7 protein-coding genes and 1 tRNA gene are annotated in these 8700 nt (G+C 40.1%); 2 read left to right on the forward strand and 6 right to left on the reverse strand.

Features of this window, described 5'->3' with window-relative positions:
* Positions 1–36 precede the first annotated feature (36 nt).
* The 6 genes from PI95_RS09830 to PI95_RS09855 all read right to left on the reverse strand — a co-directional run bounded on the left by PI95_RS09830 (position 37) and on the right by PI95_RS09855 (position 7051).
* A tRNA-Asp gene (locus tag PI95_RS09830) sits at positions 37–110 on the reverse strand.
* Between the two features lie 98 nt (positions 111–208).
* A complete protein-coding gene (locus tag PI95_RS09835; protein WP_201280378.1) occupies positions 209–394 on the reverse strand; it encodes a hypothetical protein in 186 nt (61 codons plus the stop codon).
* Positions 394–1944, reverse strand: coding sequence for a protein kinase domain-containing protein (locus PI95_RS09840; protein WP_039738017.1), 1551 nt, complete (start codon positions 1942–1944; stop codon positions 394–396). Before PI95_RS09840 ends, PI95_RS09835 begins: the two co-directional genes overlap by 1 nt.
* Positions 1945–2136: 192 nt before the next feature.
* Entirely contained in the window at positions 2137–3741 is a 1605-nt protein-coding gene (locus PI95_RS09845) for a serine/threonine protein kinase (RefSeq protein WP_039738357.1), read from the reverse strand.
* Positions 3742–4079: 338 nt separating this feature from the next.
* Complete coding sequence (locus PI95_RS09850; protein WP_039738018.1) at positions 4080–5273, reverse strand: esterase-like activity of phytase family protein; 1194 nt, start codon at positions 5271–5273, stop codon at positions 4080–4082.
* A gap of 305 nt (positions 5274–5578) precedes the next feature.
* Positions 5579–7051, reverse strand: coding sequence for a TM0106 family RecB-like putative nuclease (locus tag PI95_RS09855; protein ID WP_039738020.1), 1473 nt, complete (start codon positions 7049–7051; stop codon positions 5579–5581).
* Positions 7052–7146: 95 nt separating this feature from the next.
* Between PI95_RS09855 and PI95_RS09860 the strand changes: the two genes are divergently transcribed.
* Positions 7147–7314, forward strand: coding sequence for a hypothetical protein (locus tag PI95_RS09860; RefSeq protein ID WP_163518754.1), 168 nt, complete (start codon positions 7147–7149; stop codon positions 7312–7314).
* Between the two features lie 61 nt (positions 7315–7375).
* Complete coding sequence (locus PI95_RS09865; RefSeq protein WP_039738024.1) at positions 7376–8575, forward strand: aminotransferase class V-fold PLP-dependent enzyme; 1200 nt, start codon at positions 7376–7378, stop codon at positions 8573–8575.
* Positions 8576–8700: the final 125 nt, after the last annotated feature.

Consider the following 8700-nt stretch of genomic DNA (forward strand, 5'->3'; position numbering starts at 1 on the left):
AGATTTTATATTTATATTCAATCCAAACTAATTTAACGGGACTGACGGGGCTCGAACCCGCAACTTCCGCCGTGACAGGGCGGTGCTCTAACCAATTGAACTACAGTCCCATGAGATTGCACTTTTCCAATTATGCCTATTCTATCCCTGTTTGTCAAGCTTTTTTCTGAATTAGTTATTTGTTAGTGGTTAGCTGTTAGTTGTTTTGTTAGCAACTAGTCTCCCTTGTCTCCTTGTCTCCTTGTCTCCCTTGTCCCCCTTGTCCCCCTTGTCTCCTTGTCTCCTTGTCTCCTTGTCTCCCTTGTCCCCCTTGTCTCCTTGTCTCCTTGTCTCCTTGTCTCCTTGTCTCCTTGTCTCCTTGTCCCCCTTGTCTCCTTGTCAAGACAGTCCCCATTACCCAATCTGTGGCGTTGATGTCAGATGCCGCAATATATGAGATTGCATTTTTTTATACTCTTGTTTTAAGAGGTTTTTACTCAACTGGGGCAAAGATGAGGGGGGTAAGCTTTGACTGTGTTCTACCCAGGTTTTCAACATTTGCCGCTGAGTTGGATCGATGCGACTACTAATCACGTAAAGGCAGGAATGGGGTGCTTCTAAAGTAAAGAAAATCAGAGCATAGCGTTCATTTTCCGCTAATGAAGACACTAGTTTCTGATTTTGGGGATTTTGCATATCCAGGTAGCAAGGAAGCCACTTGGGTTCGAGTCCTTTGTTATAAAGTACAGTCAGCCACAGCAGCATCGGATGGGGAGATGTGACAAAGATAAATTGGTTGTAACGAGTACAAAAAGCGCGGCTGTTTATCTCTTTTTTAGACATCATCAGCGATAGCGCTGCGAATCCTTGTTCAACGTTGAGAAGTTGAGGAAAAACAATTTCCTGAATTGGTTTGTCTTGGGGCCAAAATAGTTGACAACAGGCTTTTTCTACTATTAAAGGTAAGCCAGAACCCAAGGGGAGGGAGGGGGGGAGGGGGAGAGGGGGGGATGAGGGAGTGATAGTGGCAGTGTACTCTGCTTTGATTAAAGTTGCAGGCAAGCCGAGATAAGTGGACGGATCTAGTTTTTCTAAGATGTTTAGGACTTGGGTGATATTTTGGGGACGCGAGTCAGGTGCTTTGGCAAGACAAGCCATGATTAAATCATCAAGTTCTTTGGGCAGTTTGAGGTTGGGATTAATATCGGCGATCGCTCTTGGGGCTTCAAAGTGATGTGCTTTATACCATGCCCCAAAAAAGTCGGTTTCTGGTTGCCAAGGTTTTTTACCTGTAAGCATTTCATACATTGTTACACCCAGACTATAAATATCAGAGCGATTATCTAATTTTTCTCCTTCTAATTGTTCCGGGGAACAGTAGGGCAAAGTGCCATTAAATCCTCTATTTGTGCTAGCGGTTGCTGAAGAATTTAAAAATTTAGCAATTCCGAAGTCTAAAATTTTTGCTAACTGACCTAATATCGGATCGGGTATAACTAATATATTGGCTGGTTTAATATCTCTATGAACTAGCTGATAAATTTCTTCGTCAATGTTAATTCCTTCATGAGCGCATTGTAAGCCTAAACAAATCTGCCGTCCAAGAGTAATAAACATCGCCAAAGGTATAGGAATTAAATCCTTTAAACTCTTGCCGCACAGATATTCCATGACGTAGAATGGTTTGCCTTGTTCACTCACGCCGTAATCATGTGCCCGGACTATATGTAGGCTTTTTTGACTTAAAACTGCACAAATACGAGCTTCACGGGCAAAGTCCTCTTGCATCCGAGGATTTGAAACCGTTTGAGAAAGGAACTTGATGGCAACTGGTATTCCCCCTAACAAGATGTCCGAAGCTAAAAATACTTCACCCATACCTCCCTTGCCAATTAACTGCTTTACTTGATAACGATTGGCAAGCAATTCAGTCTTATTCGGACAAGCAAATGCACTTTGATTCACTTTTCAAACCTCTGCGCTTTCGCAATTAAAAAATTAAATATTATCTCAATCAACCTACTTAATAATTATTAATTCATAATTCATAATTAAAGAGAGTTTGTACCCGGTGCCTCCTATAAGCATTTTTGTTTCAGGTGGGGTCTAAATCCCCTCAAGTACATAATGCGTGAATTATAAATTATGAATTATGAATTATGCTATATTTTCCGGACGCAAGAAAAAATTTACTAAATTAGAAAATACTTTAAATAGCCAATTTTTTACATTGACTTTGCTGTTGTTTTTATTGAGTGCTAATTTTCGTAAAACTTCTGGTTTAATCTTTTCGTACTCTGCTTTCAGAATAACTTTGGCTTGATTGGAATTAATAACTTCAGGGGAATTTTGACTAAGCTCTAACCAATCTGCAAGTTGCTGACGCTGGTGGCTATTGAGAGTTAAAGTCTTGACATGAGCGCAGTGAGTTGGTTCTTCAAAAGCGAAAAATAGCAGATGATAGTAGCCAGTCTCTGCTAATATCTGCACTATTTTTTGTCCTCTACTATCTTTCATATCCAAGAAATAAGACAACCACCGCGTTAAAGGCAGATCGGCATTATGTAAAATTGTTGTCCACAAGATCATTGGATAGATGTTCATTTTAGATATAAAGTCAGTGCCATTTGTTTTATCTATAAATTTGCTAATTTCTTTTTCGGGTAACATTGCCCAAAAAGTTGGGATGGTTCCTTGAGGAGTGTGTAGTAAATGTGGAAAACCAATTGGTGCAATTGGTTTATTTTTGGGCCAAGTTTGGTGCAAACACTCTTTTTCTGATACTGAGGTAAAAGGTATTAATTGCACGGTAGATGAACTTTCCAAGTTGCTGAAGAAGGAGATATTTTCATTCAGCTGTGTTTTTACCTTTTCTAAGGTTGTTAAAATTTCGCTGATATTTTGTGGGCGATCGCTCGCGTCTTTAGCTAAACAACTTATTACCAATTGTTCTAATTTCTGGGGAATTTTGACTTGAGGATTCACTTCCTCAAAGGTTGGTGGTATTTGAAAGCGATGAGCTTGATACCAAGTGCCAAAGGATTGGCTTGTTGTGTAAAATGGATGCTTTCCTGTTAGCATCTCAAACATCAACACTCCTAAACTGTAAATATCAGAACGCATATCCAGCAGTTTACGTCCTTCTATATGTTCTGGAGAACAGTAAGGTAAACTGCCAATAAATGAATCTGTAAGTGTCATACCGGCACGCTCTGTTAAAAACTTGGCGATACCAAAATCAAGAATTTTTACTATTGTTCCAACTTTGACATCTTCAACGATAAATATGTTTTCTGGTTTAATATCTCGGTGAACAACCGGATAAATCTCTCCTTTGAGGCTGATGCCTTGATGAGCGCACTGTAACCCTAAACAAATTTGATGACAAAAATCTAAAAACTGCGCTACTGTTAATGTTTCATTTTTTAAAAGATTTTTTAAATTTTTACCCGGAAGATATTCCATTACACAGAAGGGAATTTTTTCTTCGGTAATTCCGTAGCTCAACACCCGGACAATATGTTTACTTTTGCGACCTAATTGAGCTCCAATAAAAATTTCTCTAACAAAGCGCTGGGACATTTGCTGATTTACCAGACTCAACGAGAGAATTTTGACTGCAACTGCCATCCCCCCTTTTGCAGCGTCTTCTGCTAGGTAAACTCTACCCATACCCCCTTTGCCAATTAAATCTCTTATTAAATATCGATTATTTAAAAATTTTCCTATATAAGCATCTAATTCTTTTTTTGGCGTTACCATAATATTAATTTTATTGGCGACCATAAAAATATTTATTTAAGAATAAATGAATAACACATTCTTTTTAATATTAATTTTATCTCCTAAAAAGATAAAGTATTTTATAGACTCTATTATGTGATATGAAAAATAACATAAATAAAGGTGAATTTTTGATAAAACCACACTGAACCTCTATGTAAAAGCTTTTAAACATTGTGTAACATATTTATTCAGCAATGCGGATGAGAAATTATACGTAAACGGAAATTAAGGTTAATTAGATTGCCTAAGCATGACTGTAAATACACCGAGAAAATAAATTGAAGATTAGGTATCCTACTAACACGACGCAGCAGTTAGCGCTTGAAGTTCGGCGGGACTAAACGGCGTAGTAACCTGATAAGCCTTGGTTCCATCTTGAGTCTAAAGGCTAGTATTTGAGTGCGTTGCAGAGAATTGAAATTGTTGTCGCTGATTAGTATTAATGAGGGCTGTCCATCAGGTAGTTTTGAACCAAAAGTTAAACCTTCGATGTTGTCTAGCAACACGTCTAATTTTCTTAAATCTAATAGTAGTTTTTTCTTAACTGGTTTAATGTTTTTAATATCAACTTGCTTCATACTGTCGATATTGTGAATGTCATCGGCTTCTTCTAAGGAAACCTGAAATAAAGCAATATAAAACCCTAAGCCTGTAAAACTCCGCTCTAAACTAAGTAAGTTACCTCGATTATCAACAGCAAGTAAATCAGGTAAACCGCTAGTAAAATGTTTAGTAATATCCAAAAGCGGTGCGACTGGTTCAGTCTGATAAAGAAATTCTTTTTCTAGCTGCTTGGTGAGCAGGTTATATTGCAAAATACGGCAAGGACTGCTAGTATTTGCTTTGGCTTCTGAACCATCTTGAATTAATGCGTTTTCGGTGGCTGTAAACAGTTTCTTTTCGTTAGGTGTGATGGTGAGGCTTTCAAACGCTAAGTTGTTACGAATACCTTGCTTACCATTTTTATCTGGGAAAAACTTTTGAGGTATTGGTAATGTTGTAATTTCTTTGCCATCAGATAATAAGAATTCTTTAATAAAAGGATTGATTAATTGGTTAACATCGCCTTCAGAAGAAATAAATACAGTATCTTTACTAGTTAAAGCAATACCTTCTGTGTCTGTCTCACCAGATGGGAACTTCTGACCATTTTCGTTTAACAATGTGGTAACGCTTACAGGAACAACGTCGCCATTTGCCAATTTACCTTTGCTCAGGTCTATTTTTAGGGTGTAAAATCGTGCGGGAGCTTTTTTACTACGGTCATCGGATATGACGTAATAAAGGTTTTTTTTGGGGTCGTATGTAATTCCTGATAATCCCCCGATTAGGGTTTTTTGGAAAGTTATATTCTTTGGTAAAGTAGCTTGTCCGATAAAATCTATGTTTGTTATTTCGACCGCGTTGATGGGTAAGTTGTGGAAAAAGAATAAGATGCTGATGACGATAATTGAGATACAAAAGTAGATAATTTGCGGCAAGCTTAAGAGTTTTTTAATTAGCTGCATGGTAAGCTATTGTGAAAAGCTAAAAGCCACAGATAGGATATCATAAATAGCTAATAATGAATATCTTTTATTAACTTAGGTAAGTATAATTAAATATAAAAATGGTTTTTGTTCATAGTGAACGGTATTTTAGCTCTTGGCTTTTGGCAAGGGTTTTAAGCGGCTCAAACCCTTATTACTAACATTGGTTTATTTACGCCTACCTGACTTGAAAATAAGGGAAAGGGTAAAGGGTAAAGGGAAAAAATAAATTTTAATGTGTCCTGCTGTACGCAGGAACTTGTTGGCTATTTAGTAATAAGCGCTTAATTAGAAAGAATTTTATGTTGACGAAGATAATATTCATTTTGAAAAAAGTTAGCTAGCCAGTCTTTAACATTGCGAGTGGCGCGACAGTCGTCTTCGTTGTAGCGTTGGATAATTTCTAGTAAGGTGCGATCGCCTGTTTCTAACCACCGATCGTACCAGTAAATACACTTAGCACCACTCGCCTCTGAATCCCGCCACTCAAATCTTAACCATTTAGCGATCGCTTTCAACGCATAGCTTTCTATCGGCAATGCAACACTTTGTATTAATTCTTCATATACATCCACAAATCGATTCAGTACAGGTGCTACATCTCGCTGCGGAGTGCCGTAAAGTCTCGCCAGTCGTTTGACTGTATCAAATTCGTAAATGCAGAAATGATAAATCGGCGCTTCGGGATATCGCCAAACTAATTCTAAAAATTGCTGCCAAATAATTTCTTCTTCCTCTGGCTTTTCTGCCAGGAATGAATAAAATTTTTCGGTGTTGGCTTGTCTATCAACGACCAAAACTCCTAAGAGATAATCTAAATTCAAGTCTGGCTGCGCTTCAATATCAAAGTAAATCTCGATGGGCGCTGTATATGTGATATCTTCTGTAGGTATCGCGTAAGGTAAGATAAACGGACGATTTTTGACTACAGATTCAGCTTGCACTACCAGTTTCAGCGCTACTTCGCTGTCAAACCCAACCAAATTTTCTAGAACGCTTGGAAGAGTTTTAGCTAGAGATTCTACTGTTGTGATGGAAAGTGCTTGGAGTTGAGTGTAGCGAAGGGGTGTGACTCCTGGTAATAGTGAGAGGTGTTTCTGAGAATGAGCGATCGCATAACAACTACTGTACCAGTGACAAAGATTACACTTCTGGCGGGCAATAAATACCTCTGGTGCAGCGGGTGATTCTAAAGTTTGAATAAACTCTTCTAAAATTGAGAGCATTTGCGGCGTCCATTTAGACAACTCCACCTCATAACTCGTCATTTTAGTACGCAATATTAACCAAGCAGCCTCAGGTTCAACACCTTGCACCGTCGCTAACACTTGTGCGTGAAATGCTGCCGAAACTTGATATTCTTGTTTGGGACGCTTACCTAGTTCGATAGTCGTCGGCACGTACATCCAATCTCCAAAATTGGACTGTCCGGGCTGTTTGAATAATAAATCGGGACGCGAAAGCAAAGTGTGTTCACCATAAGTTATTAGCAACACTCCTTTATAAATGCAATCTACGCCTTGCTGCATTAATTCTACAGTCGCTGCCGCCCCAGCTTCCCAGTCTCCATAACGATAATCGGGTTCGTGATAACTCAACGGTGTCAAAATACTCTGTTGATGAGCGATTTTGTCTACATGCAGTTTTTGCAGCAAGTCATTAGGAGGATCTTGCTGCTTTTTATCACCGTGAATATCTAAAAAAGGTCGCCGCTTACACCGTTGGTATTGCAGCAGATGTTCAGCATTAATTAACATTCCTTTAAGCTAACAAGAATTAGCACTAATCGGAGTAATCTAGGCAAGAGCTGTTTGGGAGGGGGAGAGGGGGGGAGGGGGGGGAGTGCTCTTGAGTGGGGGGACAAGGGGGACAAGGGAGACAAGGGGAGCCAGCGCGTTGCGGAGGTCACGAACGTTGTAGCGACTGGCGTGGACAAGGGGGACAAGGGGGACTGGTTGTTAACAACGCTCCAACGCTCCAACCATCCACTAACAACCAACCAATAACAACTAACCACTAACAACCAACCACTAACAACTAACCACTAACAACCAACCACTAACAACCAACCACTAACAATTATGACCAGTATTTCTACAGGACAAATTGAGTTGCATCGCCATCGAGAACAATTTCCAGCTTTAGCTAATAAGACTTATTTTAACTATGGGGGACAGGGACCGATGCCGCAAAGGGCGCTGGATGCGATCGCCCAAGCGCAAATCCATATCCAGGATATAGGTCCTTTCAGTGGTGAGTTCTATCGCTGGTTGGTGCCAGAATATAAAGCAGTAAAAGAGGCGATCGCACAGGAATTGAATGTACCACCGCAAACAATCTCTCTTACGGAGGATGTAACTGTTGGTTGCAATATTGCTATGTGGGGTCTGGAGTGGCAAGCCGGCGACCATATGCTGCTCACAGACTGCGAACATCAAGGTATTGTGGCGATCGCACAAGAAATCGGGCGCAGGTTAAAAGTGGAAATTACCACCTGTCCTGTGATGGCAACTTTAAATGAAGGCGATCCGGTTGATGCGATCGCCCAACACTTACGCCCTAATACTCGTTTGCTGGTGTTGAGTCATATCCTCTGGAATACCGGTCAAGTTTTGCCGCTTGACAAAATTGTGGAAGTGTGCAAAAAGAATGATGTGAGAATTCTCGTAGATGCGGCACAGTCTGTCGGCTCAATGCCTTTGAATTTAACTGAATTGGGGGCAGATTTTTATGCTTTTACGGGTCACAAGTGGTTGTGTGGTCCTGCGGGTGTGGGTGGTTTGTATGTGCGACCAGAAGCACTAGAAAGCCTGAAACCGACTTTTATAGGTTGGCGTAGCGTTGTGATAGATAGTGAAGGTAAGCCTGTAGATTGGCATCCAGACGGACGACGTTATGAAGTGGCTACTTCAGATTTTCCGCTATATGCTGGTTTAAGGGAAGCGATCGCTATCCATCACGAATGGGGAACAGCTGAACAACGTTATCAGGAAATTCGCCGTTTGAGTGAGTACCTTTGGCGAAGCTTAACAGCGTTACCCGATATCAAATGTCTGCGAACTTCCCCACCAGAAAGCGGTTTAGTCTCGTTTCAACTGACAAATAACAAACCCCAAGCCAGCGTGCAACTGGTAAAGTTTTTAGAATCACAAAAGATATTAACTCGAACAATTGCCGATCCAGATTGTGTACGCGCCTGCGTCCATTACTTTACACTCGAATCAGAAATCGACCAATTAATTGAAGAAATTCAGAGATTTTGCGCTCTAGGTAATGGGTAATGGGTAATGGGTAATAGGTAATGGGGAATGGGGTTTCACACTCATGTAGACAAAAATGGACAGGCTTGTTTTAAAGATCCTCAACACGATAGCGAGTCACAAAGGATGTTCGCGCTTCGCGTCTG

Origin of the sequence: Hassallia byssoidea VB512170 (genome assembly GCF_000817785.2) — a bacterium.
In the GTDB taxonomy this organism is placed as follows: Bacteria; Cyanobacteriota; Cyanobacteriia; order Cyanobacteriales; family Nostocaceae; genus Hassallia; species Hassallia carrinoi.

Bases quoted from the DNA above. Each gene is read 5' to 3' on its own strand.
- PI95_RS09855 (WP_039738020.1), bottom strand. From the start codon at position 7,051: ATGTTAATTAATGCTGAACATCTGCTGCAATACCAACGGTGTAAGCGG.
- PI95_RS09835 (WP_201280378.1), bottom strand. From the start codon at position 394: ATGGGGACTGTCTTGACAAGGAGACAAGGGGGACAAGGAGACAAGGAG.
- PI95_RS09865 (WP_039738024.1), top strand. From the start codon at position 7,376: ATGACCAGTATTTCTACAGGACAAATTGAGTTGCATCGCCATCGAGAA.
- PI95_RS09845 (WP_039738357.1), bottom strand. From the start codon at position 3,741: ATGGTAACGCCAAAAAAAGAATTAGATGCTTATATAGGAAAATTTTTA.
- PI95_RS09850 (WP_039738018.1), bottom strand. From the start codon at position 5,273: ATGCAGCTAATTAAAAAACTCTTAAGCTTGCCGCAAATTATCTACTTT.